This is a genomic window from Pseudomonas fluorescens group sp. PF-69 (assembly GCF_054481235.1).
Genome location: NZ_JBTMNC010000001.1, coordinates 1,791,873 through 1,817,572, shown reverse-complemented (window position 1 = coordinate 1,817,572; position 25,700 = coordinate 1,791,873). Strand labels below are relative to the sequence as shown.

Here is a 25,700-nt window from a genome sequence, read left to right as displayed (position 1 = left end):
CGGCGTGTCGGCTACTTTTCGAAACCGCTTGAAGGAAAGGCATCACTGCCGCGCCAGCGTCGAACCGAGCGCTGAAAGAACAAACTGTTCGGCACTTGCACCATGGCGCTGCCGGTTCCGAGCTCTTCGGCTTCGACCAAAGTGGTGTAAAGCAAATTGATCGCTACTACCCGACCTTTGACGCCGGGCTTGTCGGTGGTGTCCACCAACTCGACCACATCCCCCAGCCGAAACGGGCCGACGGTGAAGATCAGAATCGCGCAGAGCAAGTTGGAGAGCACGCTCCACATGGCGAAAAACGCGACTGCAGCGACCGCGACAAAACCCGACAGCGCCGTCCAGAGCACCGTGGCCGAAACCCCGAGGCGCTCCAGCACGAAAATCAGCGCGCTGCCCATGATCAGCCAACGCAGGCCTCCGCGCAGGGGCATCAGCAACTGTGGCGGAAACGGGTAGCGTTCACCGAGTCGGGTCAGGCATTTCGCGACGAAGCGCTGGGTAAAGTAACCGGCCAGCAGGATCAGCAGGATTTGCACGCCGAGCCAGATCGGCTCGACCCACACCGCTGGCAACGGCAGCTTGAAGGCGTCCATCAGGACAGCGCCTCCAGCTCCGCCTGCATGCTTTCCAACAGCTCCAACGCTTCCATCCAGGCTTCTTCCAGCTCCGCCTCACGCACCTTCAGCTTGGCCTGTTCGGCCAGCAGATCACGCAATTCGTTCTTGCGCGCCGGTTCGTAGATGTCGCTGTCGCCGAGGCTGGCATCGATCTTCGCCAGTTTCTCGTGAAGCTTGCCCAACTCGGCTTCAAGCTTGTCAGCCTCACGCTTGTGCGGCGCCAGTTGCTGACGCAACGCCGCTGCGGCCTGACGCTGGGCTTTCTTGTCGGTCTTGTCCGGGTTGACCGGCGTGGTGCTGACCGGGGCATTGCGCTGGCGATACTCCACCAGCCAGCGGGTGTAGTCCTCCAGGTCGCCGTCGAATTCTTCGACCTTGCCATCGGCTACCAGATAGAAATTGTCGGTGGTGCTTTTGAGCAAATGACGATCGTGGGAGACCACCAGCACCGCGCCACTGAATTCCTGCAGGGCCATGGTCAGCGCCAGGCGCATTTCCAGGTCAAGGTGGTTGGTCGGTTCGTCGAGCAGCAACAGGTTCGGCCGGTCCCAGGCGATCAGCGCCAACGCCAGACGCGCCTTCTCGCCACCGGAGAAATTCAGCACCGGCTCATCGATCCGCGCGCCCCGGAAGTCGAAGCCACCGAGGAAGTCTCGCAGTGTCTGCTCGCGCTCGGTCGGCGCCAGGCGCTGCAAGTGCAGCAGCGGGCTGGCCTTGGAGTCCAGGGAATCAAGCTGATGCTGGGCGAAGTAACCGACAACCGTGTTTTCGCCACGGGTCAAGCGACCGGCCAGCGGCGTGAGTTCACCCGCAAGGTTCTTGATCAGGGTCGACTTGCCCGCGCCGTTGGGACCGAGCAGGCCGATCCGCGCGCCGGGGGTCAATTGCAGCTTGACCTTCTCCAGCACGGTTTTCTCGCCGTAACCCAGACGGGCATCGGACAGGTCGATCAGCGGGCTGGAGATTTTCTGCGACTCGCGGAAGACGAAGTCGAACGGTGAGTCGACGTGGGCCGCGGTCAACTCTTCCATCCGCTCCAATGCCTTGATCCGGCTCTGGGCCTGGCGGGCCTTGGTGGCCTGGGCCTTGAAGCGGGCGATGTAGCTTTCCATGTGCGCACGTTGCGCCTGCTGCTTCTCGTACGCCTGTTGTTGCTGGGCCAGGCGTTCGGCGCGGGCGCGTTCGAAGGCGCTGTAGCCACCGCGATAGAGCGTGATCTTGCGCTGATCGACGTGAGCCACGTGATCGACCACGGCATCGAGGAAATCCCGGTCGTGGGAGATCAGCATCAAGGTGCCGGGATAACTTTTGAGCCACTCTTCCAGCCAAATGATGGCGTCGAGGTCCAAGTGGTTGGTCGGTTCATCAAGCAGCAACAGGTCCGATGGGCACATCAAGGCCTGCGCCAGGTTCAGACGCATCCGCCAGCCACCGGAGAAATCTCCGACCTGACGATCCATCTGGTCATTGGTGAACCCAAGGCCCGCCAGCAGCTTGCGGGCACGGGCATCGGCGGTGTAACCGTCGGCGCTGTCGAGTTCCGAGTGCAGACGGGCCTGAGCGGCACCGTCATGGGCCGCTTCGGCTGCGGCGAGGTCGCGTTGCACCTGGCGCAGGCGCAGGTCGCCATCGAGCACGTAGTCGACCGCCAGGCGTTCGAGCGTATCGACCTCCTGGCGCATGTGGGCGATACGCCAGTCGGCCGGCAGGAAGCAGTCACCCGAATCCGGGTGCAGCTCACCCCGAAGCAAGGCGAACAGGCTCGATTTGCCGGCGCCGTTGGCACCGATGAGGCCGGCTTTCTGGCCGGCGTGCAGCGTCAACTCGGCGTCTTCTAGCAGACGTTGCGGGCCACGCTGTAAAGTCAGGTTCTGAAGTCGAATCATAATGGCGGCGGAGTCTACCAGCTTCGCTCGCAACTGGCGCGAGTAGCACTATGTCCTCTGACCTGTGGAGCTTTTCCCTGAGTACTTATGCCCGTCCGGGCGTTGAACAGGCGTGTCTGCAATTGCAGTCGGCGGGCGTCAACGTGTGCCTGCTGCTGTGTGCGGCATGGCTGGGACAGCGGGGAGTGGCCTGCAATGAGCAACGCCTGCAGCAACTTCGCGGTGTGGCTGAGCCGTGGGACAACGATGTGGTGCAACCGCTGCGGGCATTGCGCACGCAATGGAAAACCATCGCCATGCTGGACGCCGACCTGCATGGGCTACGCGAACAGGTGAAGACCCTGGAGCTGGAGGCCGAGCGACATCTGTTGCTACGACTGGAGCGATCGGCCCAAGGTTGGCCGCAAGAGAAAGGGACCGATCTCTCGGCCTGGCTGGAAGGTGTAGCGGCAGGCGCCGCTCACCTGGACCGAGACGCGCTGCATCAGCTGCGCGTCGCGGTATCCGGCACTTAGGAAGCGCTGGTTGGGTGGGTGGTGGCTGCGCTCGGAACAGCGGCCGGCGTTGGAGCAGACACGGCTGTCGAGGGGGTGGCGGCCGGAGCTGATGTTGCCGCCGCAGCCGGGACGGCTGGCTTGGCAACTGGCGCGGTGGCCGGCTTGGCGGCAACCGGTTTTTTCACGGCGGGTTTAGCGGCGGGTTTGGCCGCAGGTTTTGCAGCAGGCTTGGCTGCGACTGGCTTGGCAGCAGCGGCAGGTTTCGCCACAGCAGGTTTGGCGGCTGGTTTAGCCGTCGTTTTTGCAGCAGGTTTAGCCGCTGGCTTGGCCGCGGTTTTAGCGGCGACAGGCTTGGCGGCCGGCTTGGCAGCAGGCTTGGCCGCTGCAGTTCTGGCGGCTGGTTTGGCCGCTGGTTTCGCAGCAGCGGTTTTCGCTACGGCCGGTTTGGCAGCGGCTGTTTTTGCAGCAACCGGTTTGGCAGCGGCTGGTTTCGCAGCCGTCGTTTTAGCCGCCGGTTTCGCAGCGCTGGCCGCGACAGGTTTTTTCGCCGCAGGTTTTGCAGCAGGCTTGGCTGCGGCTTTCACCGGTGCCTTGGCAACCGGTTTGGCGGCAGGCTTGGCCGGTGCTTTTGCAGCAACCGGTTTGGCAGCGGCTTTCTTCGCAGGGGCCGCAGCAGGCTTGGCTGCACGCAGGGACAACGCCTTGCCGACAGCCTCTTGAACGCGACCAACGCCCTGGGCCAGTTTCAGGCTTTCTTGAGCGTCGCGCTTGAGTTGCAGGATATAGCCGCGAGTGTCCGACTGACGCTCCTTGAGGGCATCCAGCAGTTCCTCGAGTTCCTTCACTGCGTCCTTGGCTTTGGCTTGCGCCTTGGCCTTGCCGGCCGATGCAGCGTCCTGCAACTTGGTGCGGGATTTGTGCAATTTTTCCTGCGCTTTTCCGCGCTGCTTTTCCAGCTTGGCGAGCAGTTTTTCAGCATCAGCCAGCGCTTCGGAACAAGCGGTTTCTAAGTGCTCGAGCAAGCTGCCCGAGAGTTGTTGAAGTAAGTGCAACGGGGTATTTACAGGCTTCTTGGTGGCCGACATGGTTTACCTCCTGGCTGACGTGGGTGCGGCTCATACTAGACCTCTGCTGCTACCGCCGCTAGGGCATCTTGACAGTATCCAAAGCGTTGCGTTGCAACGAATCGAAAATGTTCTGCGCTTGTGTAAAAGCAGTTCACCGTTGAACGCATTCTCACTGGCATAATCGCCCGCATCTCAGGTTGGAGAGTGCCCATGTCGCGCTACTTTTTTTTATCGCTGTGCGTGATTTTTTCCGCGGCCCACGCTGCAGAAAAAACGCCGGAAAATGACGCTCACAACCTCGCTTACAGCCTGGGTGCGAGCCTTGGCGAACGCCTGCGCCAGGAGGTTCCCGATCTTCAACTTCAGGCGCTCGTCGAAGGTTTGCAGCAAGCCTATCAAGGCAAGCCACTGGCACTGAAAGACGAGCAGATCGAACAGATCCTCAACGAGCACGAAGCCCGGGTCGCCATGCAATCACCTGAGCCGCAAAGCGAATTGGCACTGGAAAAAGAACAGCGTTTTCTCGCCGAGGAAAAAGCCAGGCCCGGTGTTCGTGAACTGGCGGATGGAATACTGCTGACAGAACTGGCGCCAGGTACGGGTGCCAAGGCCGGGCCAAACGGCAAGGTCCAGGTGCTGTATGTCGGTCGCCTTCCCGACGGTACGGTGTTCGACCAGAACAGTCAGCCGCAATGGTTCAGTCTCGATAGCGTGATCAGCGGATGGCGCAGTGCACTGCAGCAAATGCCGGTCGGCGCGAAATGGCGCCTGGTGATTCCATCGGCGCAAGCCTATGGCGCCGATGGTGCCGGCGACTTGATCGCGCCGTTTACACCGCTGGTGTTCGAAGTCGAATTGCGCGGCGCCACTGGCTGAACCACGGAAACGAAAAACGGTGCGCAAGGCGCACCGTTTTCAGTATTGCGAAGAGTGACTTCAGGCCTGAACCGAATCTTCTGCCTTGTGAGCGGTGTGCAGAACTTCGATCAGGCAATCCTCCAGCTCGAAGCGCTCGTGCAACAGACCACCCAGTTCCTTGAATTTCTCTGCCACGCACTTGCCTGCATCGCACAGGTCATTGAACGCGAGCAGTTTTTCGGTGATGACGTCGATGCGCGGGTAGAGGGTTTCTGCCAACTCCAGACCACGCTTGTCATTGAAAGCCTTGGCTTCACCGGTCAGCTGTTCGTAGATTTCGAAATGCCCGGCGGACACGTAATCAACCAGGACACCGCAGAATTCCTGCAAAGGTTTGCGGTTTTCCCCCAGAGCCTCGGGCTTGGCACCGAGAGTGTCATAGGCATGAACCAGTTCGTGACGTTCCTGCAACCAACGATCGATCAGCAGATGTACTCCACCCCAACGTTCCTGAGCATTCTGACAACTTTCGAGCATGGCGGTCTCTCTTCCCTTGTGGGTCATGCTGCCCAACACCCGTCGTAATCTTGAAGACCAAGAATCGGCCAGGCAGAGCGTCATCGAGCAACATAATTCCAATGACACGTGCCGGCCAGATTATGCCCGCACGTCTGTGGCTTCAAGGTACGCAGGCGATAAAGTTCATACAAGTGTTTAATCACCTACAAGCGTCCGGTGCGACGACTCGCCGCTGAGCGGTCGCTGCAAGGCGACCCAGGCTTGACGCAACAGCTGATAAATCCCCAGGGTCATCATCGAGATAAAGAACAACAGACTCCACTCCGGGATGCTCAAATCAAACAGCGTCCAGGAGATTTGTGCGCAGTCGATGGTGCCTTTGAACATCTGCCGCACGACGCACATCCAGGGCGAGTTTGCGAACAGATCACTCAGATTGGGCGCGCAAGTCGACAATTGATGTGCCGGATCGCTTTGCAGCAACACCTGCCGCCACGCGAAGACTGTTCCGGCCAAGCTGAAAAGCACACCGAACAGCCAATACAGGACAGTCCCGAAGCGACCGGGCCCCTGCACCGAAGCCGTCAGACAGACACCTGTCAGCAGTGCCAGGCAACCTCGTTGCAACAGGCACAAGCCACAAGGTTGGAGGCCGACCGCATACTCCAGATAGTACGACACGCCCAGCACCAGGGCGCCCGCAATGAAAACCAGGAAAAACAGGGAGCGTGAGCAGGCCAGAGGCATGGCTTTTCCGTAACAGTAAGGACCGACAGCTACGGTAGAGGAAAGCGGAACAGCCTTTCAAGACAGGCCGGCGGGGACACTTCAGCGCAAGTGTAGGGAATTCCCGACAGAAGCGAGAGGATCAGGTGTAGCCCCTTGTAGGATTCTGCTGAAGACGCATCACGAAAGAAAAATTCCGACAAAATTTTCGCCATCGGATCGCCCCTTCGGGCGACCCTTCTCTCACGGTCAAGCGTGAGCCGGCACCGGCAGCGGTGCTGCCAACAAGCGCTCGTCCAGCAAGCCCAGACCTTCCTGGAACAGCTGATTACTGCGCTCGGTATCACCCATCTGCGCCAGCAGCCGAGCCAGTTCTGCGCAGGCTTCCGGGTTGCGCTGCGCGCGCAGACTGCTTTCCAGATAATCCCGCGCCTTGCCCCACAGGCTGCTTTGCAGGCACAGGCGACCCAGGGTCAGCAACAGACTCGGGTCGGCTGGATGCTCCTTGAGCCAACCTTCAGCCAGTTGCAACTGACGCGCCGGATCACTGCCACGAACCAAACCATAGAGCCGCGCCAGGTGACTGTCGTAGTTGCGCTTGAGCGCTGTCCTCAAGACTTCTTCGGCCTCGACCTGCGCACCCAGCTGACGCAGTTGCTCGGCATAGGCGAGTACCAGTTGCGGCTCCTGGCGCTGGGCCGAACTCAACTGCTGCCAGGCTCGGTTGAGCGTTTGCAAGCCGACGGTTCCGTCTGCTTCCTGATGCGCCGCCAGAGACAGGTTCTTGCCCCAGGCGCGACGCTCCAGTTCGGCCAATTCAGCGGCTGGCAGGACCTTGTCCTTGCGCAACTCCGGTAACAGGCGAATCAGGGCCGGCCAGTCGCCCCGCTGCTGATGCAGGCGCTGCAACTGGCGCAGGGTCTGGACGTTATGAGGGTGGCGTTCATGCATCGCTTGCAGGGTCGCAAGGGCGCCTTCGGTGTCGCCGCGATCGGTCTGCAATTGAGCATGGCTCAAGGCAATTGCCAACTCGGCCTGGGGCTGTCGCTCCAGCGCACGCTCCAGCAGGTTGTCGCTTTCCTCGTAATGACCTTGTTCGTTCGCGGCTCGGGCAGCGCCAAGGTAGTACAGCAGCGGCTGGCGCTCGGCTTCCGCCGCCCGGGACAGATGACGCTGCGCGCTGGCCCAGCGACCTTCGGCCAGATCCAGTTGACCATGCTCGATCGCAACCTGCACCCGACGACTGCGATTGCGCCGTGACCACGGGTTGACCACGCCACTGGACGTCGTTACCAACTCGACCAACGCCTTGATGCCCCAGAACAGCAGCCAAAGGACGGCCACCAAAGCCAGCGTTGCCCAGAGGCTCGATTCGTATCTGAACGTCTTGTAAGCGATCAGCACGTAGCCGGAGTGCTCGGCAATCGCCAAGCCTAGCGCCGCCGTCGCAGCGATGACCAGAAACACGATCACATACAGGCGCTTCATGGCGTGGCCTCCTGCGCCGTGTTCGCGGCAGGTTTGGCCATTGGCTTGACCGAGTCTTCGGCATTCACGTTACGCCGTTCCAGATAAGCCTGAACCGCACTCAGTGTGCCAGTCAGATCCGGGGTGACCACGGTGACGGGCTGCTTGCTCAACTCGGCCACCTGTTCAAGCATCACTTTGCTCTGCGGATTGTCCGGGTTGAAATTGCCCTTGAGCACATCGCGCGCTTCGTCCAGTGCCTGGGAATACACCGCCGCCTGCCCATTGAGCGCGGCCCATTGCGCTTGCTCGAGTGTCAGGCTCAGGGCCAGTCGCACCTGGCTCAGGCTCTGCCCGGCCAGTAACGGGCGGACGTTTTTATCGGCGTTGAAATCGATGCGGATGTAGCGCGAAATCTGATCCCACCACTGGGCCCAACGGCTGGCGCCGTCGCCATCGGCGGTCAGGCCGAGCAACGATTCGCCGCGATCCTTGTACTCGGGCGCCAGTTCGGTCAGGCCGATCACCTGCTCACGCAAGGCCCCCAACCGCAGGAACAACCCAGTGCGATCCGGTTGCTCGGTGCTGCGCAAGGCCACCAGGGTTTTGGCCACTTGCTCGCGCGCGGCGAAGGCTCCGGGATCATTTTGTTCGCGCAGAATTTCATCGGCGCCCTGCACCAGGGCCTGGGCGCTGCTGATGTCCTGCAAGGCAGACAATCGCAAACTGGCCAGACGCAGCAAGTGCTCGGCTTCGGCCAGGCGCCAATCCTTGCGGCTGGCACCGAGAACGGTTTCCAGACGCTGGTTCAGACGCTGCTGATCACCCTGCAGTTGAATCACCAGGCGACTGCGTTCCTCCAGCACATCGGCGCCCGGCATCTGTTCCAGGCGCGCACTCAGGCGCTGCTCATTGAGCTTCAGGCTTTGCGCCTCATCACTCAACGCCTGCACCTGACTCAGCTGTTGTTGGTTAGTCGATTGCAGGTGACGCACCTGCCAGACTCCCCAACCACCCACCGCGACACCGGCAGCGCCCAACAACAGCGCGACAATCGCCAGCCCATTGCCTCGGCGCTGCTCTGCCGCAGGTGGTGGTGTTTCAACCGGTGCATCGAGCACTGGCCGGACGTCATCTTTAGGCAAGGCTGTTTCGCTCACGTATCCATCCTTTGCATTAGAGAACGGGCACGGGGTGCTCCCGTAACGCCGTCAGCAAAGCCGCGGCACTGGCGCCGCGGCAATCCACAACTGTCAGGGCCCCGGCGGCATGTGCCAGCTCGGCAACCCTGGGGCTTGGTACAAACAACGGCAACCGCGCCAACCGTGGCCAGGCATCGCCAGCCAATTGATGCAGGTGCTCAAAACCCTGTCCACTGCTGACCACCAGCCCGTTCAGGCGTTCCGCTTCGATCTGCCGTGGCAACGCGGCCGGCAGGTAGTGCGGCAGTTCGCGACGGTACAGTTCCAGATACTCGACACTAGCACCTCGCTCGCGCAGGCGCTCTGCCAGTAACTCGCGACCACCCTCCCCGCGCATGATCAGCACGCGCGGTTCAGGCCCGGCGATGGCCTCGCGCAATGCCTCAAGTTCAAGCAAGGCTTCACTGTCATCGCCCTGCGCCGGACAGCTCACATCCAGGCCACGATCGGCAAGAATCTGCGCCGTCGCCGCGCCGACGCTGAACCATTTCACTCGCGGCAAGGGCGAGCAAAACCGGTCGATCAACTCGATGCCGATTCGAGCAGCGGGCTTGCTGACCACGATCACAGCGCTGTAGCGATCCAGTTCCTGGATCACCTGGCGCATTGTGTCAGAGGCAGGGATCGGCGCTATGTCCAAAAGCGGCAAGCTGCTGCTGAAAATCCCCTGTTCGGCCAGGAGACTGCTCAGCGCCGCCGACTCATCCGCCGGACGCGTCAACAGCAGGCGCCAGCCCGTCACTCGTGACCTGCCTCGCCATAGACCGCTTTGAGAATCTCGTTGGCGCCCTGGCTCAACAGGTCTTCGGCCACTTGCACACCCAGGGCCTCGGCCTCGCCTCGGGGCGCGCGGGCTTCAGCACTGAGCAGCAGACCGCCATTCGGATCGCCCACCAGGCCACGCAACCAGATCTGCTCGCCTTCAAGCACCGCATAGCAGGCAATCGGCACCTGGCAGCCACCATTGAGGTGTTTGTTGAGGGAGCGTTCGGCGGTGACGCGGGTGGCGGTGTCCTGGTGATGCAGCGGCGCCAGCAATGCGTGAATTTCACTGTCTGCACTGCGGCACTCGATGCCCACGGCGCCCTGTCCACCAGCAGGCAGGCTGTCGTCGACACTGATGGCCGACGTGATGCGATCTTCAAAGCCCAAGCGAATCAACCCGGCGGATGCAAGGATGATGGCGTCGTATTCACCGGCATCAAGCTTGGCCAGGCGAGTGTTGACGTTGCCGCGCAGGAAGCGGATTTCCAGATCAGGTCGACGGGTCAGCAATTGGGCCTGACGGCGCAGGCTCGACGTGCCGACGATACTGCCTTCAGGCAGCTCGTCCAGGCTGGCATAGGTATTGGAGACGAATGCATCGCGCGGGTCTTCACGCTCGCAGATACAGAACAGGCCGAGACCTTCGGGGAAGTCCATCGGCACGTCTTTCATGGAATGCACGGCGATGTCGGCTTCGTTTTCCAGCAACGCGGTTTCCAGCTCCTTGACGAACAGGCCCTTGCCGCCGATTTTCGACAGTGGTGAATCAAGCAGCTTGTCACCACGACTGACCATGGGGACCAACGTCACGAGCAGACCGGGATGGGCCTCTTCCAGACGGGCTTTGACATATTCGGCCTGCCACAGGGCGAGAGCACTTTTGCGGGTGGCGATGCGGATCTGGCGAGAGGACATGGATCAATCCGTACTGAAAAGATACGGCGGATAATAACAGCTCAGCCAAATCCACTTTGACTTGTATCAGAAACTACTCGGCCTCCCTGGCCCCGGATGTCCGGCAATCGGGTGTGGAAATTCGCCTGCGACCAGCGAATCAAAGCTGTTGCATCATCTTCCGCACGCCCGCCACGTGGCGCCGACTGACGATCAAGGCGTCACCGTTCAGGCCTTTGAGGAACAGCTGAAAATGCCCGAGTGGCGTTCGTTGCAGCCGTTCGATGCGATCGCGAGCGACCAGTGCGTTACGGTGGATCCGCACAAAGCGGTCACCGAACTCGTCCTCGAGGGCCTTGAGCGGTTCATCCAGCAGCACTTCGCCGCTCTCGTGGCGCAAGGTCACGTATTTGTGATCGGCAATGAAGTAAACCACCTGATTCAGCGGGATCAGCTCGATCCCCTTTCGGGTTCGGGCGCTGATGTGGCTGCGTGGACCATTGCCACTTTCGGCGGCCGGGCGGGTCAGGGCCGCGAGTTGAACACGATTGGGTCGCTCGGCTTTCTTTAAGGCGTCATGTAGATGTTCGGTTCGCACAGGTTTCACCAGATAGCCTACGGCGCTGGCCTGTAAGGCTTCCACGGCAAATTCATCGGGCCCTGTGCAAAACACCACGGCGGGCGGGGTTTCGCGTTCGCACAATCGCGCGGCCACTTGCAGGCCATCAAGGCCTGGCATGCGGATATCGAGCAGCACGATATCCGGCTTGTGGCTGTCGATCAGTGCCAACGCCTCTTCGCCGTTCGTGGCGCTGGGCTCCAGGACACTGTATCCCTCGAGTTCGCCAACCATTCGGCTCAGGCGCTCGCGGGCTAGGGGGTCGTCATCAACGATCAGGACATTCATATTGCGCTGGATTCCTGCGTGAGTCTCGCACAAGGATAGCGTAGACAGGGTAAGTGACGTCCGTCACCGCGATCCACGCTAAGACTAGCGCGAGCGTCAAAAAGTGCCGCGAGACCGACGGCTAAATTTTCATCCGCCGGGCAATTGGCGGCCCAGGCTCGCATTGGCGACACAGCGCCACAGGGTTTGCTGATACGCAATCTGAACACCCCCTCTTCATATAGTCCACTTGCGCACCGAGAAGTGCACCAACCCTACTGTCCAACTGTAGACGGTTGCCGAGACGATAGAGCTCAAATGAAAAATATCGTTGAGCGAATTGCACAAGACTTGCCCCGGACGCGCGCGGGCCATGAAAAAACCAGGCGACCAGTGTCAGCGACAGCAATGGCAACCCTGTTATTATCCGCGCCAGCTTTCAACGCCATCTTTCTTCAGCCGATACGAGCGAATTCATGAGCACTGACAAGACCAATCAGTCCTGGGGCGGCCGCTTCAGTGAACCCGTCGACGCCTTCGTCGCCCGCTTCACCGCCTCCGTCACCTTCGACCAGCGCCTGTATCGCCACGACATCATGGGCTCGATCGCCCACGCCACCATGCTGGCCAAGGTCGGCGTGCTCACCGATGCCGAGCGCGACAGCATCATCGATGGATTGAAGACCATCCAGGGTGAAATCGAGGCCGGCCAGTTCGACTGGCGCATCGACCTCGAAGACGTGCACATGAACATCGAGGCGCGCCTGACCGACCGCATCGGCGTGACCGGCAAAAAGCTGCACACCGGACGCAGCCGTAACGATCAGGTTGCCACCGACATCCGCCTGTGGCTGCGTGACGAAATCGACCTGATTCTGGGCGAAATCACCCGCCTGCAAAAAGGCTTGCTGGAACAGGCCGAGCGCGAAGCGGGCAGCATCATGCCCGGCTTCACCCACCTGCAGACCGCACAGCCCGTCACCTTCGGGCACCACATGCTGGCCTGGTTCGAAATGCTCAGCCGCGACTACGAGCGCCTGGTCGACTGCCGCAAGCGTACCAATCGCATGCCGTTGGGCAGCGCCGCGCTGGCCGGCACCACCTACCCGATCGACCGTGAATACACTGCCCAATTGCTGGGTTTCGACGCGGTGGGCGGCAACTCGCTGGACAACGTGTCCGATCGTGACTTCGCTATCGAATTCTGCTCGGCCGCCAGCATCGCGATGATGCACCTGTCGCGCTTCTCCGAAGAGCTGGTGCTGTGGACCAGTGCGCAATTCCAGTTCATCGATCTGCCAGACCGTTTCTGCACCGGCAGTTCGATCATGCCGCAAAAGAAAAATCCGGACGTGCCGGAACTGGTGCGTGGCAAGAGCGGCCGTGTCTTCGGTGCATTGATGGGCCTGCTGACCTTGATGAAGGGCCAGCCCCTGGCCTACAACAAGGACAACCAGGAAGACAAGGAACCGCTGTTCGACGCCGCCGACACCCTGCGCGACTCGCTGCGGGCGTTCGCCGACATGATTCCGGCGATCAAACCCAAGCACGCGATAATGCGCGAAGCGGCATTGCGTGGTTTCTCCACCGCCACCGACCTGGCCGACTACCTGGTACGCCGTGGCCTGCCGTTCCGTGATTGCCATGAAATCGTTGGCCATGCGGTGAAATACGGCGTGGACAGCGGCAAGGACCTGGCGGAAATGAGCCTGGAAGAACTACGCAAGTTCAGCGACCAGATCGATCAGGACGTATTCGCCGTACTGACCCTGGAAGGCTCGGTCAACGCCCGTAATCACATCGGCGGCACAGCGCCGGCGCAGGTGAAGGCAGCCGTGGTTCGCGGCCAGGCGTTGCTCGCCAGCCGCTAAATCGCCAAAAGCATCGCGAGCAGGCTCGCTCCCACATTGATCGGCGGCAGACACAAAATTTGTGTCTGCCGCATACCTCCTGTGGGAGCGAGCCTGCTCGCGATGCGATCGTAAGAGCGCTACAAAACTACTTCCTGGACGCGACCATCGCCATAAACGCTGGCATCGCCGCGTCCTTGTCCGCCGCGATCCGCTGCACATTCGGATTCTGCTCCAGACGCTCCAGCAGCGCCTTGGCCTGCGGCACTTCAGCCAACAGATCAATCCCGAACAGTTTGTACGCCACGCCACACGCCAGCGGTACGCTGTACAGGAAATACAAATCCGCCACGCTCAAGCTGTCGCCCGCTACATAAGGGGCGAATTTGCCGTGCCGGCCCAGGGCCGCCATTCCCAGCAGCAACTCGGCTTTGGTCTTTTCCTTGATCGCGTCGGGCACGGTCATGCCGAAAAACGCTTCGGCGAAACAGGCACGCGCCGGCAGTTCGATGTACAACTCGATTTCCCTGGCCAGCGCCAACACTTGCGCGCGCTCGAATGGACCACTCGGCAGCAGGGGCCGGCCTTGCTGGCTCTGCTCGATGTACTCGAGAATCACACTGGTTTCGTTGATGAAGCCCTGCTCGACCTGCAACACCGGCACCTTGCCGCGCGGGCTGATGGCCAGCGCCTCGGGGCTGGTGCCGCCGTAGAACGGCACCTCCTCGAAGGGCAGGCCTTTTTCCAGCAGCGCCAGTTTGACCATGTTGTAGTAGTTGCTGACTGAAAATCCATAAAGCTTGATCATCACAGAGCCTCCAGGCCGTGCGGGGTGGGCAGTGCCTGTTTATAGATTGCTCGAGGCTTTCTTGCCAGCAGCATCACGCGGCTGAATGCGGGTAAACTGGCCGCCTTAACTTGAGGAGCCTGCCATGAGCGAGCCAACAGACATCGATAGCGACGAAGAAGAATTCACCGAAAACACCCTGATCGAAGCCATCGAAAACCAGATCGAAAGCGAAAATCCGCCGGCAGCCAAGGCGACCTTCAACAAGCTGACGCTGGTGGGTTACGAGAAGGAAGAAATTCTCAATCTGATGGCTCATGTTTTGGCCGTGGAAATCGACGCAATCCTCGAAGAAGACCGCGCGTTCGACACCGAATGGTACGAAGCGGCACTGCGTGCGCTGCCCGAGTTGCCCCCGGAAAAGAAATAACCCCTTCCCCCTGCAGGAGCGAGCCCGCTCGCGAAAAACCCGAGGGCACCGCGGCGCGTCAGGTTTCCCGCGTCATCGTTGACGACCATCGTCGGAACGCCGCCCGGAGCCGCTCGCCCCTGCAGGTCCCGAAAACGGGGAATGCTCACCATCATGAAAAAACCCTGTCGCGAGGGCTGGACATGCCGCACGAGTGGGATCACCTTAGGGGCGCTGTCGTCTAATTCCTAGAAAGTCTGGAGTCCTTATGTCGCTTACCCCTGAGCTGGTTGCCGAACTGGAAATCCTTGCACTCTTCAACCTGGACAGTTCCCAGGAAGGTTTGAAAATTCATCAAACCGCTGCCCCCAAAGCCATTGCCGCTGCCCAACGCCTGTTTGAAAAAGAACTGATCGACCAACCCGATGGCGGTTACCTGACCAGCCTGGGTCGTGATGCCGCGCAAAACATACAAACCGTTCTGACCATCCTGCGCGTCCGGGAAACAGCCTGAATTGCACCGTATCGCCCACGGAAACCTCCACCACGGGATTTCCGCGGGCAAACTCTTTTTCGGCAGTCGCCACGCGATAAAAATCTGACGCCAGAAATACAAAATCAGCTTAAACGCCCTGGGGCCGAGGCGCTAAACTGCCCCTCATCCCAAGAGCCCCACATCCGAGCCCTGTGAGCCGGTTTGAGCTGACATGACCCGCACCCATGAAATCCGCCCCGATCTGGACGAGGGAATCGACCGCAAGGTTCTCAGCCAACTGCGCGCGCGGTTTCTGAAGCTCAATGAGGGCCGCATGGCTCGCGCCATGGAGGGGTTGTCGACCCGCCAGCAAGGGGTGCTCAACCTTCTTCCGCTGTTTTTTCACGTCAATCATCCGCTGTTGCCGGGTTACGTTTCCGGCAGCACACCGGCCGGGCTGTCGAATTTCGAGCCGGATGCCAATGCCCTGGCCGAAGCTCAACGCCTGACCCGCTCGTTTTCCTATAAGCCGCGCCACGGTAGCAATCCGCCGCGCCCGATTCACGGCCTGTTCCTGATGGGCAGCCTCGGCACGCTGGCTCAGGCCGATCAGAGCGATATGGACGTGTGGGTCTGCCACAGTCCGGATTTGAACGAGCAGGAACTCGCCGAGTTGCGCAAGAAATGCCAACTGCTCGAAGCCTGGGCCGACAGCCAGGGCGCCGAAGCGCACTTTTTCCTGATCGACCCGGCTCGCTTCGTGCGCGGCGAGCGCGATAGCCAATTGAGCTCGGAAGACTGTGGCACCACCCAACACTATTTGCTGCTGGACGAGTTTTACCGCACCGCGATCTGGCTGGCCGGACGCACACCGATCTGGTGGCTGGTACCGGTCTATGAAGAGGCGAGTTACGACCGCTATACCCATACGCTGATTTCCAAACGCTTCATCCGTGCCGACGAAACCCTCGACCTGGGGCACCTGGCCTATATTCCGCCCGGCGAATTTATCGGTGCCGGACTCTGGCAACTGTTCAAGGGCATCGAGTCGCCCTACAAATCGGTGCTCAAGCTGCTGCTGACCGAGGTTTACGCCAGCGAACACCCCAGGGTCCAGTGCCTGAGCCTGCGCTTCAAGCAGGCCGTATTCGCCAATCGGCTCGACCTCGATGAGCTGGACCCGTACGTCGTGGTTTATCGGCGCATCGAGGAATACCTCATCGCCCGCAACGAACCCGAGCGCCTGGAAGTGGTGCGTCGCGCGCTGTACCTGAAGGTCAATCGCAAACTCACCGGCAGCAGCGGTCGAACCCAGAACTGGCAACGTTCGCTGCTGGAACGGTTGGCCCACGAATGGCAATGGGACCCACGGCAATTGGCGCTGCTCGATAGCCGCAGTCAGTGGAAAGTCCGCCAGGTCGGCTCGGAGCGCCGGGCACTGGTCAACGAGCTGAACTACAGCTACCGCTTCCTGACCCGATTTGCCCGCAACGACCAAACCGCCAGCCTGATCAACAAACGCGACCTCAGCGTGCTGGGCCGACGTCTGTATGCCGCCTTCGAGCGCAAGGCAGGCAAGGTCGAATTCATCAACCCGGGCATCGCTCCTGACCTGGCTGAAGACACCCTGACGCTGGTATACGCATCGAGCAAAAAGGGGTCGGAGCCAAGCCAGTGGGGTTTGTATAACGGCAGCCTGGCCGCCCTTGAGTGGGAACACTTCGCCCCGATCAAGCGCAGCCGTCAATTGCTTGAACTGCTGACCTGGTGCCACCGCAACGGCGTGATCGACAGCAGCACCCGTCTGGCCCTGCATCCCGGAAGCAGCGACCTGAGCGAGTTCGAACTGTTCAACCTGCTGGGCAGCCTGCAACAAAGCATTCGCCTGCCGCTACAGACCGTCGCCGAAGAACCGTTGCTGCGCGCCAGCGTGCCCAGCGAGGTGCTGATCCTGGTGAACGTCGGCGTCGACCCGCTCAAGCACCATCGCGACCTGAACATCCTGATGACCACCGAGCGCACCGACTCCCTGAGCTATGCCGGCGTCAGGGAAAACCTGGTGCTGACCCTGGATCAAGTCACGCTCAATAGCTGGAACGAAGTCCTGGTCAGTCGCTTCGACGGCCCTCACGCCCTGCTCGACTGCCTGCGCGACTACCTCAACAATCTGCCCAACGGACCGCTGCAGCCCCGATTGCGAGTGCAGTGCTTCTGCCACAACCGCGCGCAATTCATCGCCCAGCGCGTCGAAGAGATCCTCGACACGGCGCAGAACCTGCTGCTGAGCAACCTCAATTACCGCTACGTGATTCAGGTCCAGCAGCATTACCACGTACTTGAGCTGATACCCGGCCAAGTCAATCACGTCACCCTGGCCTCATTGCCTGCGCTGTTCGATTACCTGAGCGAAGACCTGGCCAGCTACAGCCCGCTGCACCTCGATCACAAGGCCCTGGAAGACCACAACCTGGCGCTGCTCTTGCCCATGGGGCAGCCCGACTGCATCCAGGTGTTCTACCGGGTCAACGAAGACCAGGCCGATCTGTACGTACTCGATGAATTCAATGCCTTGTGGCACCAGCGCTTGCCGTGGCACGACGAGCAAAGCCTGCTGATGCCGCTGCAACGGTTCCTCCAGTCGATCCTGTACCGGCGCGACACCTTGCTGCCAATGGACGCGGCCCACCCCCCGAGCCTGGACACTCTGTATTACCGGCTGCTGCCTTCCAGCGCGGGGCGGGCGCGCAGGGTCGAACCCCGACCGGCACCGCTAGCCGCCGCCAACAAACCGTTCTATGACGTACAGGCGATCGTCGGCAAAGCGTTACCGGGCAAGGTACAGGTCACCTTGTATTGCAATCAGCGGGAGTTTTCAGAACTGGAGCATGGCGACCAACTGTTCAGCGTGGTCGCCCGGGAAATCATCGAACAGCGCCGCGAAACCGAGCGCTATCGCTGCTACATCACCGACCTTGACCTGACAGGCCTGCTCGGTGATGGGCAGAGTTCAAGCAATTTGTATCTGCGTTACAAGGCCGACCTGGAGCACGCACTGAACGAGGCGCTCGAACAGGCCTGACAGGTTTCACTCGGGGAAGGCGCCGCCATTGGCTGGCTGCGATTCGACTTCCAGCAGGGTCAGTTTCAGGGTCTTGCCACCCGGCGCCGGCCAGTCGATGTGCTGACCAACCTTCAGGCCGAGCAGCGCACTGCCCACTGGCGCCAGGATCGAAATCCGGCCTTCGTCGGCGTTGGCATCCTTCGGATAAACCAGGGTCAGGTGATAATCCTTGCCACTGCTCTCTTCACGGCAGTGCACGCGGGAATTCATGGTCACGACATCGGCCGGCACTTCTTCGTGGCTGACCAATGTATCGGCGCGATCCAGTTCGGTTTGCAGCGCGATAACGCCCGGCAGCGTGTCATCCAGGCTGTCGATCAGACGCTCCAGACGCTGTACGTCCAGACGAGTAAGGGTGATGGAAGGTGCGGTCATGATCAGGGCAGACTCCTTTCTTCTGCACGAAAAAAGCAAAACCCCGCCAGAAAAAGGCGGGGTTTTCACAAGCCTCGATGAGTTGAGGCGTACCCGGACACTAACACAGCTCAAAAAATATACAAGCCAGAACCGGACAGCGCGCAACCCTGCAGGCGCCGGCTTGCCGGCGATAAGATCTGAAGGGGTACGACCGCCATCGCTGTCAGGCCAGCGCCTACAGAGACCGGCGTTTCAGAGCCTGTTCGCAAATCACCCGGCGCCGCTCGTCATCCGCCGAGCGCCATTCGCGGATGTCTTCGACGTGGCGGAAACAGCCGAGGCAGACTTTTTGCTCATCCAGCCGGCACACGCCACTGCACGGCGATGGCACCGCCGGGCTGATATTGCTGTAGAGCGGCTTGGGCGGACGTACCGGCGCAGACTGTGTCACGTTGTTACAGACCTTCGAAATCGAGTTCGACATCAGCCTGGGCCTTGACGATGCGCTCGAGCATCTCGCCCAGTTGTTCTTCACTCTTGTCGCACATCCAGCGATCGCTCTCTTCGTCGTAATCGAAGTGGAAACCACCGGACACCGCCGCGAGCCACAACTGCCGCAACGGCTCTTGTCGACTGAAGATCAACTGAGTTCCGTTTTCGAACTTGACGGTGAGCACACCGGCCGAGCTTTCCAGATCGATATCCAGGTCGCTGTCGTCAAAGATGTCCTCCAACGTCTGTTGGGTGGCATCGACCAGGTCATGGAAACGCGCTTCGGACAAACTCATTACGGCAACCTCAAAAAGTGTCTGATCAGGCTCAAGCGCCGCAAGATACGACCGAGGCCTCCCGATTGCAAAGGATAACGCCCAGCAACCCCAATCTGTGAGAGCGAGCCTGCTCGCGATGACGCTGCCACATTATGGTCAACAGAAACACCGCTATCGCGAGCAAGCTCGCTCCCACAAGGATTGCATGATACCGACCGGCATCGAGCCGAGGCCCGCCGGACGGGAGCCCCGTCGCATAGGCAAGCCGCCGGGCGGCCGGTATACTCCGGCGCAATTAATGCATTTTCAAGGATTTCGCCATGAAGCGCCTGATCTCTTCCCTTGCTGCGCTCCTCGCGGTTGCCTGCCTTGTGTCGGCCTGCGGTCAAAAAGGCCCGCTGTACCTGCCCGACGAAGACCAGGACCCTGCGGCACAGGCCCAGTCCTCGCAAAAGCCTGCCTCCAAGGCGCACAAGCACGACGTCTACCAATAAGGGAACCTCATGGACGCTTTTAACTACCGTGACGGTGAACTGTTCGCGGAAGGTGTTGCCCTGTCTGCTATCGCCGAGCGCTTTGGTACACCGACTTACGTTTACTCCCGCGCCCACATCGAAGCCCAGTACCTGGCTTTCGCCGATGCGCTGGCGGGCATGCCGCACCTGGTCTGCTTCGCGGTCAAGGCCAACTCCAACCTGGGTGTACTGAATGTCCTGGCGCGTCTGGGCGCCGGTTTCGACATCGTTTCCCGTGGCGAGCTGGAACGCGTACTGGCCGCCGGCGGCAGCGCCGACAAGATCGTGTTCTCCGGTGTCGGCAAGACCCGTGACGACATGCGTCGCGCCCTGGAAGTCGGCGTGCACTGCTTCAACGTCGAGTCCACCGACGAGCTGGAACGCCTGCAAGTGGTGGCCGCCGAACTGGGTGTTCGTGCGCCGATCTCGCTGCGCGTGAATCCGGATGTCGATGCCGGGACTCACCCGTACATTTCCACCGGTCTCAAAGAAAACAAGTTCGGCATCGCCATTGCCGATGCCGAAGACGTGTACGTGCGCGCCGCGCAGCTGCCGAACCTGGAAGTGGTCGGCGTCGACTGCCATATCGGCTCGCAACTGACCACCCTGCCGCCCTTCATCGACGCCCTCGATCGCCTGCTGGGCCTGGTCGACCGCCTCGGCGATTGCGGCATTTACCTGCGCCACATCGATCTCGGTGGCGGCCTGGGCGTGCGTTATCGCGATGAAGAGCCGCCATTGGCTGCCGACTACATCAAGGCCGTGCGCGAACGTCTTGACGGTCGCGACCTGGCGCTGGTGTTCGAACCGGGCCGCTTCATCGTGGCCAATGCCGGCGTGCTGCTGACGCAGGTCGAGTACCTCAAGCACACCGAACACAAGGATTTCGCCATCGTCGACGCGGCCATGAACGACCTGATCCGCCCGGCGCTGTACCAGGCCTGGATGGACGTCACGGCCGTGCGCCCGCGCAACACGGCCGGTCGCGCCTACGACATCGTCGGCCCGATCTGCGAGACCGGCGACTTCCTGGCCAAGGATCGTGAATTGGCCCTGGAAGAAGGCGATCTGCTGGCCGTGCATTCGGCTGGCGCCTACGGGTTTGTCATGAGCTCCAACTACAACACCCGTGGCCGTGCCGCTGAAGTGTTGGTGGACGGTGATCAGGCGTTTGAAGTGCGTCGCCGTGAAACGGTAGCCGAGTTGTTTGCTGGCGAAAGCCTGCTGCCGGAGTAAAACCATGCTGCTGCGTTTTACCAAAATGCACGGCCTGGGCAACGACTTCATGGTCCTCGACCTGGTCAGCCAGCACGCGCATATTCTGCCCAAGCACGCCAAGCTTTGGGGTGACCGGCACACCGGTATCGGTTTCGACCAGCTGCTGATCGTTGAAGCGCCCAGCAACCCGGACGTGGATTTCCGTTATCGGATCTTCAACTCCGACGGCTCTGAAGTGGAACAGTGCGGCAATGGTGCGCGCTGTTTCGCCCGCTTCGTGCTCGACAAGCGCCTGACCGCAAAACGGCAGATCCGTGTCGAAACCAAAAGTGGCATCATCGAGCTGGACGTGCGCAGCGACGGGCAGATTGGCGTGAACATGGGCGCCCCGCGCCTGGTACCGGCCGACATCCCGTTCCAGGCACCCGAGCAGGCCCTGAGCTATCAGGTCGACGTCGATGGCACACCGGTAGAACTGGCCGCCGTGTCCATGGGCAATCCCCATGCGGTTCTGCGGGTCAGCGATATCAACAACGCACCGGTCCATGAACTGGGGCCGAAAATCGAACATCACCCGCGCTTCCCGGCACGGGTCAATGTCGGTTTTCTCCAGGTCATCGACCGGGGCCGCGCGCAGCTGCGCGTCTGGGAGCGTGGCGCCGGGGAAACCCAGGCCTGCGGCACCGGCGCCTGTGCCGCCGCAGTGGCCGCGATCAGCCAGGGGTGGATGGATTCGCCGCTATTGATCGACCTGCCTGGCGGGCGCCTGTCCATTGAATGGGCAGGCCCTGGCCACCCGGTCTTGATGACCGGCCCGGCAGTCCGTGTATATGAAGGACAAGTGCGTCTTTGAGTGAGCCAAAGCCATGACCGATAAGCCTCAGGTACCCGCCCGACAGTCCGACGAATCCCCGTCCGAGAGCCTGGAGGCGGCGGCAATTGCCGCGTACCTGGAGGCTCATCCGGACTTCTTCGTCCAGCATGAAGAACTGCTGCCGGCCTTGCGCATTCCCCACCGGCGCGGCGATACCGTGTCGCTGGTCGAGCGCCAGATGACCATCCTGCGTGACCGCAACATCGAGTTGCGGCACCGTCTCTCGCATTTGATGGACGTGGCCCGCGACAACGACCGGTTGTTCGACAAGACCCGCCGCCTGATCCTTGCACTGATGGATGCCGCCAGCCTGGAAGACGTGGTGATGTCCGTCGAAGACAGCCTGCGCCAGGACTTCCAGGTGCCTTTTGTCAGCCTCATCCTGCTCGGCGACAACGCCATGCCGGTCGGCCGCTGGGTGACCCACGCCGAGGCACAAGTGGCCATTGGCGGCTTGTTGCAGGAAGACAAAAGCGCCAGCGGCAGCCTGCGCGAGCACGAGCTGGACTTCCTGTTCGGCGAAGAGCAGCGCAAGCAGATCGGTTCCACCGCCGTCGTCGCCATCAGCCATCAGGGTATCCACGGCATCCTGGCCATCGCCAGCCGTGATCCGCAGCATTACAAAAGCTCGGTGGGCACCCTGTTCCTGAGCTACATCGCCGAAGTCATGGGCCGCGTGCTGCCACGGGTCAACAACTCCCTGCGCTCGGTACGCTGAACATGGAACGGCAACTGGACGCTTACTGCGAACACCTGCGCAGTGAGCGACAGGTGTCGCCGCACACGCTTTCGGCCTATCGTCGCGACCTCGACAAGGTGCTGGGCTGGTGCGTCAAACAGAACATCGGCAGCTGGGCGGCGCTGGACATCCAGCGTCTGCGTAGCCTGATCGCTCGCCTGCATGCCCAGGGCCAGTCCTCCCGCAGCCTGGCGCGACTCTTGTCGGCGGTGCGCGGGCTCTATCACTACCTGAACCGCGAAGGCCTGTGCGACCACGACCCGGCCAACGGCCTGGCGCCACCCAAGGGCGAACGCCGCCTGCCGAAAACCCTGGACACTGACCGCGCGCTGCAATTGCTTGAAGGCGGTGTGGAGGATGATTTTCTGGCACGCCGCGATCAGGCGATACTTGAGCTGTTCTACTCTTCCGGGCTGCGCCTGTCGGAGCTGACCGGACTGAATCTTGATCAGCTTGATTTGGCGGATGGCATGATCCAGGTGCTCGGCAAGGGCAGCAAAACCCGTCTGCTACCGGTGGGCAAAAAGGCGCGCGAGGCATTGGAGCTCTGGTTGCCGTTGCGGGCATTGGCCAATCCAACGGACGACGCGGTGTTTGTCAGCCAGCAAGGCCGGCGACTGGGCCCACGGGCGATTCAGCTGCGGGTAAAAGCCGCTGGCGAACGGGAACTCGGGCAAAACCTGCACCCGCACATGTTGCGCCACTCCTTCGCCAGCCACTTGCTGGAGTCCTCCCAGGACCTGCGGGCGGTGCAGGAACTGCTCGGCCATTCGGACATCAAGACCACGCAGATCTATACCCACCTGGACTTCCAGCACCTGGCCACGGTCTATGACAGTGCTCATCCACGGGCCAAACGCATTAAAGGCGATGATTCATGACTCTCCAACTGATCACCTTCGACCTCGACGACACCCTGTGGGACACCGCGCCGGTGATCGTCAGCGCCGAAGCCATATTGCGTGAATGGCTGGCTGAACACGCACCGAATCTGGGCGCGGTGCCGGTGGAACACTTGTGGGCCATTCGCGAACGCATCCTGAGCATCGAGCCTAACCTCAAGCACCGCATCAGCGCCCTGCGCCGCCGGGTGCTGTTCCAGGCGCTGGAAGAAGCCGGTTACGCCCATACGGAAGCGTCCGACCTGGCCGATCAGAGTTTCGAAGTGTTTCTGCATGCCCGGCATCAGCTGGAAATCTTCCCTGAGGTACAACCGACCCTGGAAGTGCTGGCCAACCATTACACCCTCGGCGTAGTGACCAACGGCAATGCCGATGTGCGGCGCCTGGGGCTGGCGGATTATTTCAAGTTCGCGTTATGCGCCGAAGACATCGGCATCGCCAAACCTGACTCTCGATTGTTCCATGAGGCGCTGCAGCGTGGTGGCGCCACTGCCGAGACGGCGGTGCACATCGGTGACCACCCGGGCGACGACATTGCCGGCGCCCAGCAAGCGGGGCTGCGGGCGATCTGGTTCAACCCGGCCGGCAAGGGCTGGGAAGCGGACCGGTTGCCGGATGCCGAGATTCGCAGCCTGACCGAGTTGCCGGCGTTGCTGGCGAGCTGGACCAAGGCCTCGAACTGACAAGGAAACCTGTGCGAGCTTGCTTGCGATGAGGGCGCAACATTCAAAATAAAGGTTGCCTGACACTCCGCCATCGCGAGCAAGCTCGCTCCCAGAGGGATCACCACCGTTTTCATCTTTTTGTTTCAGGCATGAAAAAGCCCGCAGCGACGGCGTAATGCTGTTCACTTAAGCGGAGCAGCCTTACGGTCCACCGGAAATCGGGTTTTTGAAATTTTCACCGTCCTTGGCCTTGAAGGCCTTGGGCGGTGATCCAGAAACAGCCCGGCAACGCCTTTTCTTAGTTCTGCTAACCGTCTACCCGTCGCCGAAACGGGATTGGCCGCAGCCATCACGATCAACTGCACGGCGATGTACTGGCAAGCCGGCTTGAATCGGATGTCCGACGGCGCTCGGCCAAACGCCACTGCTGCCTGACTCGCCTCCCGGCGAATCACGTTGTAAGCCAGCAACAGCCCCCATACTTCCTGGTAGATCAGGTCGACTTTTTTGCTGCGCAAGGTCACTGCGTTCTGCTGCATTGAGCTTTTGATATCCCTGAAGCCCAATTCGATTTCCCAGCGTTCTTGATACAACGCGGCAACGGCCTTTGTGCTGTAGGTCTTGGCCGGCAACGATGTCATGACTGTTTTTACTTTGCCTTGAATTTCATAACTGACTTCACGCGCCTCCCAGTGTGTAGGAAGAGTCGGATTTCGCTTTCTGGCTTGCGGCGACACTTTCATACGCACCAAACGATCGTTGTGGTTGTAACGAGCTACCTCCTCGCAAACCAATCCCTTTTTTGCCGGAATTAGCCAATGGCGGTGATTGCCGTCGCCGCTCAGGCTGAGCATGAGATCGGCGCTCCAGAATCCCTTATCGAACAGCGTCACGGAGTGGTCGGGAATCTTCTGCAAAAACTCATCGGCCAGACGCATTTCGCTGCGTCGGTAAGGGCTAAGTTGTGCATCCAGGATCAGGTGCGAACGCACATTCATCAGCGCCACCAGGCGCAGCATGGGAAAGGGAGTCTGGCGGTCGGTCGAGGTGTTTCCAGAACCGAAATGGTCTCGCAACTCAGGTGTATCCGGCGTGCGCAGAAGCGCACCATCGACCGCAAATACTTGCAAGTCCTGCCAGGCATCATCGGGATAGCGCTGCGCGCCCCATTGAGTGCCAGTTTTGCGAAACAACCACTCAACCGGGTCGGCCCCAAGCCGCTTGCGGGCCTCGGTCACACCGCTACGGGCCAACAGATGGTCAGAAGCCAGGCCTTGGGCGCAGATGTTCAAACGCCGGGCGACTTCATGAACAGGTTCGTCGCGAAACAATGCCATTCCGAGCACCAGCCAGAGCACTTGGTCGGCAGGCAAGCGACGCCGCCGGATAGTGGCCTGGCTGGACAAATCCAGCGCAGACGCGACCCACTCGATGGGAATATTTTGAGTGAAAGTGCTCAAGTCACAGAAGTTGAAAAGGTCGCCGAGGTCGAGCAAGTCCTGTTGAACAGACATAAAAAATCCGATGCCAGAGGTCTGGCATCGGATTTTCTAGGAAGCCCGGCTTTGACTCAAATGCTTAAGTGAACAGCATTACGCAGCGACGGCGGGCTTTTTCAGCAAACAAGGAAACAG

At 60.8% G+C, this 25,700-nt stretch carries 27 protein-coding genes; 12 read left to right on the top strand and 15 right to left on the bottom strand.

Annotation, left to right across the window (positions count from 1 at the left end):
- Window positions 1-11: 11 nt before the first annotated feature.
- Together ACX3YF_RS08285 and ACX3YF_RS08280 are read right to left on the bottom strand one after the other, a co-directional pair.
- Complete coding sequence (locus tag ACX3YF_RS08285) at window positions 12-593, bottom strand: mechanosensitive ion channel family protein (RefSeq protein ID WP_288100083.1); 582 nt, start codon at window positions 591-593, stop codon at window positions 12-14.
- Window positions 593-2,503: an ATP-binding cassette domain-containing protein gene (locus tag ACX3YF_RS08280; protein WP_288100084.1), complete on the bottom strand. Its 1,911-nt coding sequence runs from the start codon at window positions 2,501-2,503 to the stop codon at window positions 593-595. Before ACX3YF_RS08280 ends, ACX3YF_RS08285 begins: the two co-directional genes overlap by 1 nt.
- A gap of 50 nt (window positions 2,504-2,553) precedes the next feature.
- On the opposite strand from ACX3YF_RS08280, the gene ACX3YF_RS08275 reads away from it, so the two are divergent.
- Window positions 2,554-3,018, top strand: coding sequence for a TIGR02444 family protein (locus tag ACX3YF_RS08275; protein ID WP_196585761.1), 465 nt, complete (start codon window positions 2,554-2,556; stop codon window positions 3,016-3,018).
- Here the strand turns inward: ACX3YF_RS08275 and ACX3YF_RS08270 are convergent.
- Complete coding sequence (locus tag ACX3YF_RS08270; protein ID WP_448647614.1) at window positions 3,015-4,085, bottom strand: AlgP family protein; 1,071 nt, start codon at window positions 4,083-4,085, stop codon at window positions 3,015-3,017. The two genes, ACX3YF_RS08275 and ACX3YF_RS08270, sit on opposite strands and share 4 nt — an antisense overlap.
- A 192-nt stretch (window positions 4,086-4,277) precedes the next feature.
- Here ACX3YF_RS08270 and ACX3YF_RS08265 point away from each other — a divergent pair, with 192 nt between their 5' ends.
- Window positions 4,278-4,943 carry an FKBP-type peptidyl-prolyl cis-trans isomerase gene (locus tag ACX3YF_RS08265; RefSeq protein ID WP_130205658.1) on the top strand — a complete coding sequence of 222 codons (666 nt, stop codon included), beginning with the start codon at window positions 4,278-4,280 and terminating at the stop codon, window positions 4,941-4,943.
- A gap of 60 nt (window positions 4,944-5,003) precedes the next feature.
- Here ACX3YF_RS08265 and ACX3YF_RS08260 read toward each other — a convergent pair whose 3' ends face one another.
- From ACX3YF_RS08260 to ACX3YF_RS08230, 7 genes are all read right to left on the bottom strand, one after another.
- Window positions 5,004-5,462, bottom strand: coding sequence for an Rsd/AlgQ family anti-sigma factor (locus tag ACX3YF_RS08260; protein ID WP_047534903.1), 459 nt, complete (start codon window positions 5,460-5,462; stop codon window positions 5,004-5,006).
- A gap of 177 nt (window positions 5,463-5,639) precedes the next feature.
- Window positions 5,640-6,191, bottom strand: a complete 552-nt coding sequence (locus tag ACX3YF_RS08255) for a disulfide bond formation protein B (protein WP_130205656.1) — start codon at window positions 6,189-6,191, stop codon at window positions 5,640-5,642.
- 228 nt (window positions 6,192-6,419) lie between these two features.
- Window positions 6,420-7,658: a heme biosynthesis protein HemY gene (locus ACX3YF_RS08250; RefSeq protein ID WP_130205654.1), complete on the bottom strand. Its 1,239-nt coding sequence runs from the start codon at window positions 7,656-7,658 to the stop codon at window positions 6,420-6,422.
- The gene (locus ACX3YF_RS08245) at window positions 7,655-8,797 is read right to left on the bottom strand and encodes a uroporphyrinogen-III C-methyltransferase (protein WP_130205652.1); all 1,143 of its coding nucleotides are present in this window, start codon (window positions 8,795-8,797) and stop codon (window positions 7,655-7,657) included. The genes ACX3YF_RS08250 and ACX3YF_RS08245 overlap by 4 nt, the downstream gene beginning before the upstream one ends.
- A gap of 16 nt (window positions 8,798-8,813) precedes the next feature.
- On the bottom strand, window positions 8,814-9,581 hold the full coding sequence (locus tag ACX3YF_RS08240; protein WP_458973626.1) for a uroporphyrinogen-III synthase: 768 nt from the start codon (window positions 9,579-9,581) through the stop codon (window positions 8,814-8,816).
- Window positions 9,578-10,519 carry a hydroxymethylbilane synthase gene (gene hemC / locus ACX3YF_RS08235; RefSeq protein WP_047534915.1) on the bottom strand — a complete coding sequence of 314 codons (942 nt, stop codon included), beginning with the start codon at window positions 10,517-10,519 and terminating at the stop codon, window positions 9,578-9,580. The genes ACX3YF_RS08240 and hemC overlap by 4 nt, the downstream gene beginning before the upstream one ends.
- A 139-nt stretch (window positions 10,520-10,658) precedes the next feature.
- Window positions 10,659-11,405 carry a LytR/AlgR family response regulator transcription factor gene (locus ACX3YF_RS08230; RefSeq protein ID WP_047534918.1) on the bottom strand — a complete coding sequence of 249 codons (747 nt, stop codon included), beginning with the start codon at window positions 11,403-11,405 and terminating at the stop codon, window positions 10,659-10,661.
- Window positions 11,406-11,860: 455 nt separating this feature from the next.
- On the opposite strand from ACX3YF_RS08230, the gene argH reads away from it, so the two are divergent.
- The gene (gene argH / locus ACX3YF_RS08225; protein ID WP_130205648.1) at window positions 11,861-13,255 is read left to right on the top strand and encodes an argininosuccinate lyase; all 1,395 of its coding nucleotides are present in this window, start codon (window positions 11,861-11,863) and stop codon (window positions 13,253-13,255) included.
- A 127-nt stretch (window positions 13,256-13,382) separates the two neighbouring features.
- On the opposite strand, the gene ACX3YF_RS08220 is transcribed toward argH, so the two are convergent.
- Window positions 13,383-14,042, bottom strand: a complete 660-nt coding sequence (locus ACX3YF_RS08220) for a glutathione S-transferase family protein (RefSeq protein ID WP_288100090.1) — start codon at window positions 14,040-14,042, stop codon at window positions 13,383-13,385.
- A 124-nt stretch (window positions 14,043-14,166) separates the two neighbouring features.
- Between ACX3YF_RS08220 and ACX3YF_RS08215 the strand changes: the two genes are divergently transcribed.
- From ACX3YF_RS08215 to ACX3YF_RS08205, 3 genes are all read left to right on the top strand, one after another.
- Window positions 14,167-14,451 (top strand): hypothetical protein, encoded by a 285-nt coding sequence (locus tag ACX3YF_RS08215; protein WP_090326520.1) that lies wholly within the window; start codon window positions 14,167-14,169, stop codon window positions 14,449-14,451.
- A gap of 247 nt (window positions 14,452-14,698) precedes the next feature.
- On the top strand, window positions 14,699-14,944 hold the full coding sequence (locus ACX3YF_RS08210; RefSeq protein ID WP_103402917.1) for a TIGR02647 family protein: 246 nt from the start codon (window positions 14,699-14,701) through the stop codon (window positions 14,942-14,944).
- Window positions 14,945-15,137: 193 nt separating this feature from the next.
- The gene (locus ACX3YF_RS08205) at window positions 15,138-17,984 is read left to right on the top strand and encodes a class I adenylate cyclase (protein WP_458973625.1); all 2,847 of its coding nucleotides are present in this window, start codon (window positions 15,138-15,140) and stop codon (window positions 17,982-17,984) included.
- Window positions 17,985-17,990: 6 nt separating this feature from the next.
- Here the strand turns inward: ACX3YF_RS08205 and rnk are convergent, their stop codons facing one another.
- From rnk to cyaY, 3 genes are all read right to left on the bottom strand, one after another.
- Window positions 17,991-18,401, bottom strand: a complete 411-nt coding sequence (gene rnk, locus ACX3YF_RS08200; RefSeq protein ID WP_047534936.1) for a nucleoside diphosphate kinase regulator — start codon at window positions 18,399-18,401, stop codon at window positions 17,991-17,993.
- Between the two features lie 217 nt (window positions 18,402-18,618).
- The gene (locus tag ACX3YF_RS08195; RefSeq protein WP_081997964.1) at window positions 18,619-18,834 is read right to left on the bottom strand and encodes a DUF1289 domain-containing protein; all 216 of its coding nucleotides are present in this window, start codon (window positions 18,832-18,834) and stop codon (window positions 18,619-18,621) included.
- Window positions 18,835-18,838: 4 nt separating this feature from the next.
- Entirely contained in the window at window positions 18,839-19,171 is a 333-nt protein-coding gene (gene cyaY, locus ACX3YF_RS08190; RefSeq protein WP_090466405.1) for an iron donor protein CyaY, read from the bottom strand.
- A gap of 302 nt (window positions 19,172-19,473) precedes the next feature.
- Here cyaY and lptM point away from each other — a divergent pair, with 302 nt between their 5' ends.
- The 6 genes from lptM to ACX3YF_RS08160 are packed head-to-tail and all read left to right on the top strand — an operon-like array spanning window position 19,474 to window position 24,084.
- Window positions 19,474-19,647 (top strand): LPS translocon maturation chaperone LptM, encoded by a 174-nt coding sequence (lptM, locus tag ACX3YF_RS08185; RefSeq protein ID WP_047534942.1) that lies wholly within the window; start codon window positions 19,474-19,476, stop codon window positions 19,645-19,647.
- Window positions 19,648-19,656: 9 nt separating this feature from the next.
- The gene (gene lysA / locus ACX3YF_RS08180) at window positions 19,657-20,904 is read left to right on the top strand and encodes a diaminopimelate decarboxylase (protein WP_130205642.1); all 1,248 of its coding nucleotides are present in this window, start codon (window positions 19,657-19,659) and stop codon (window positions 20,902-20,904) included.
- A gap of 4 nt (window positions 20,905-20,908) precedes the next feature.
- Window positions 20,909-21,739 (top strand): diaminopimelate epimerase, encoded by an 831-nt coding sequence (dapF, locus tag ACX3YF_RS08175; RefSeq protein WP_047534948.1) that lies wholly within the window; start codon window positions 20,909-20,911, stop codon window positions 21,737-21,739.
- 13 nt (window positions 21,740-21,752) lie between these two features.
- Window positions 21,753-22,478, top strand: a complete 726-nt coding sequence (locus ACX3YF_RS08170; protein WP_458973624.1) for a DUF484 family protein — start codon at window positions 21,753-21,755, stop codon at window positions 22,476-22,478.
- A 2-nt stretch (window positions 22,479-22,480) separates the two neighbouring features.
- Entirely contained in the window at window positions 22,481-23,380 is a 900-nt protein-coding gene (gene xerC, locus ACX3YF_RS08165; RefSeq protein ID WP_198132681.1) for a tyrosine recombinase XerC, read from the top strand.
- On the top strand, window positions 23,377-24,084 hold the full coding sequence (locus ACX3YF_RS08160) for an HAD family hydrolase (protein WP_130205636.1): 708 nt from the start codon (window positions 23,377-23,379) through the stop codon (window positions 24,082-24,084). Before xerC ends, ACX3YF_RS08160 begins: the two co-directional genes overlap by 4 nt.
- Before the next feature lie 164 nt (window positions 24,085-24,248).
- On the opposite strand, the gene ACX3YF_RS08155 is transcribed toward ACX3YF_RS08160, so the two are convergent.
- Window positions 24,249-25,580: an IS4 family transposase gene (locus ACX3YF_RS08155; RefSeq protein ID WP_454838281.1), complete on the bottom strand. Its 1,332-nt coding sequence runs from the start codon at window positions 25,578-25,580 to the stop codon at window positions 24,249-24,251.
- Window positions 25,581-25,700: the final 120 nt, after the last annotated feature.

Excerpts from the sequence above, each read along its gene's own strand:
- ACX3YF_RS08285 (WP_288100083.1), bottom strand. The coding sequence starts at position 593 with ATGGACGCCTTCAAGCTGCCGTTGCCAGCGGTGTGGGTCGAGCCGATC.
- ACX3YF_RS08280 (WP_288100084.1), bottom strand. The coding sequence starts at position 2,503 with ATGATTCGACTTCAGAACCTGACTTTACAGCGTGGCCCGCAACGTCTG.
- ACX3YF_RS08275 (WP_196585761.1), top strand. The coding sequence starts at position 2,554 with ATGTCCTCTGACCTGTGGAGCTTTTCCCTGAGTACTTATGCCCGTCCG.
- ACX3YF_RS08270 (WP_448647614.1), bottom strand. The coding sequence starts at position 4,085 with ATGTCGGCCACCAAGAAGCCTGTAAATACCCCGTTGCACTTACTTCAA.
- ACX3YF_RS08265 (WP_130205658.1), top strand. The coding sequence starts at position 4,278 with ATGTCGCGCTACTTTTTTTTATCGCTGTGCGTGATTTTTTCCGCGGCC.
- ACX3YF_RS08260 (WP_047534903.1), bottom strand. The coding sequence starts at position 5,462 with ATGCTCGAAAGTTGTCAGAATGCTCAGGAACGTTGGGGTGGAGTACAT.
- ACX3YF_RS08255 (WP_130205656.1), bottom strand. The coding sequence starts at position 6,191 with ATGCCTCTGGCCTGCTCACGCTCCCTGTTTTTCCTGGTTTTCATTGCG.
- ACX3YF_RS08250 (WP_130205654.1), bottom strand. The coding sequence starts at position 7,658 with ATGAAGCGCCTGTATGTGATCGTGTTTCTGGTCATCGCTGCGACGGCG.
- hemC (WP_047534915.1), bottom strand. The coding sequence starts at position 10,519 with ATGTCCTCTCGCCAGATCCGCATCGCCACCCGCAAAAGTGCTCTCGCC.
- ACX3YF_RS08230 (WP_047534918.1), bottom strand. The coding sequence starts at position 11,405 with ATGAATGTCCTGATCGTTGATGACGACCCCCTAGCCCGCGAGCGCCTG.
- argH (WP_130205648.1), top strand. The coding sequence starts at position 11,861 with ATGAGCACTGACAAGACCAATCAGTCCTGGGGCGGCCGCTTCAGTGAA.
- ACX3YF_RS08220 (WP_288100090.1), bottom strand. The coding sequence starts at position 14,042 with ATGATCAAGCTTTATGGATTTTCAGTCAGCAACTACTACAACATGGTC.
- ACX3YF_RS08215 (WP_090326520.1), top strand. The coding sequence starts at position 14,167 with ATGAGCGAGCCAACAGACATCGATAGCGACGAAGAAGAATTCACCGAA.
- ACX3YF_RS08210 (WP_103402917.1), top strand. The coding sequence starts at position 14,699 with ATGTCGCTTACCCCTGAGCTGGTTGCCGAACTGGAAATCCTTGCACTC.
- ACX3YF_RS08205 (WP_458973625.1), top strand. The coding sequence starts at position 15,138 with ATGACCCGCACCCATGAAATCCGCCCCGATCTGGACGAGGGAATCGAC.
- rnk (WP_047534936.1), bottom strand. The coding sequence starts at position 18,401 with ATGACCGCACCTTCCATCACCCTTACTCGTCTGGACGTACAGCGTCTG.
- cyaY (WP_090466405.1), bottom strand. The coding sequence starts at position 19,171 with ATGAGTTTGTCCGAAGCGCGTTTCCATGACCTGGTCGATGCCACCCAA.
- lptM (WP_047534942.1), top strand. The coding sequence starts at position 19,474 with ATGAAGCGCCTGATCTCTTCCCTTGCTGCGCTCCTCGCGGTTGCCTGC.
- lysA (WP_130205642.1), top strand. The coding sequence starts at position 19,657 with ATGGACGCTTTTAACTACCGTGACGGTGAACTGTTCGCGGAAGGTGTT.
- dapF (WP_047534948.1), top strand. The coding sequence starts at position 20,909 with ATGCTGCTGCGTTTTACCAAAATGCACGGCCTGGGCAACGACTTCATG.
- ACX3YF_RS08170 (WP_458973624.1), top strand. The coding sequence starts at position 21,753 with ATGACCGATAAGCCTCAGGTACCCGCCCGACAGTCCGACGAATCCCCG.
- xerC (WP_198132681.1), top strand. The coding sequence starts at position 22,481 with ATGGAACGGCAACTGGACGCTTACTGCGAACACCTGCGCAGTGAGCGA.
- ACX3YF_RS08160 (WP_130205636.1), top strand. The coding sequence starts at position 23,377 with ATGACTCTCCAACTGATCACCTTCGACCTCGACGACACCCTGTGGGAC.
- ACX3YF_RS08155 (WP_454838281.1), bottom strand. The coding sequence starts at position 25,580 with ATGTCTGTTCAACAGGACTTGCTCGACCTCGGCGACCTTTTCAACTTC.